1 protein-coding gene is annotated in these 643 nt (G+C 65.2%); it reads right to left on the bottom strand.

Annotated features, from left to right (window positions below):
• A partial coding sequence (locus A5697_RS12540) for a glycosyltransferase (protein WP_369806110.1) occupies positions 1-643 on the bottom strand: 643 nt, incomplete at both ends.

Here is a 643-nt window from a genome sequence, read left to right as displayed (position 1 = left end):
TTCTCGGTGGTCTCCGAGAAGCGTCGGGCGGTTCCCACCTTGAGGCGCTTGATCTGATTGCCCCAGTACGGCTGGTCGGCCGAGCTCCACAGAATCAAGGTGGGTATGCCTGCACGCAGGCTTGCGGCAGTGGTGCCTGAGCCCCCGTGATGAACGACCGCGCGGCAGGCCGGAAAGACGGACGCGTAGTTCACCACGCCCACGACCTTGACGTGGTCGAAATGCGGCACGTCGCTGAAATCAGTTCCGCCGAAACACAGGAGGGCCCGCTCGCCGAGGTTCGCGCACGCCGAGCTAATCATTTCGACTGTGGCGGAGGGGGATTCGAGCGGTATGCTTCCCGAACCGAAGCAAATCGGCGGTGTTCCCGCGGCGATCCACGACGCTACGTCCTCGTCGGCGTCCGTGGTCAGCTCCATCGTCAGTGCGCCGACGAATGGTCGCCGGTCGCCCCATTTTCTGGCCCATTCGGCCGCCAGGCCGGGGAAGCAGACTGAGTCGTACGCCTGGATTTCCAATGACCCACGTTCTGCGATCCGTCGCGGCGAGGCAACCGTGGCCGTGGGCAAGCCGAGTTCACGGCGCTGGCGGTCCTCGACCTGCCTCGTCGAGCGCCAGAACAGCCACTCGACCGCCATTCCGG

The sequence above is a fragment of the Mycobacterium sp. E3251 genome (assembly GCF_001666835.1).
Taxonomy (GTDB): Bacteria; Actinomycetota; Actinomycetes; order Mycobacteriales; family Mycobacteriaceae; genus Mycobacterium.
Note: the sequence above shows the minus strand (reverse complement) of the source record. Positions and strands in the feature narration are given on the sequence as shown.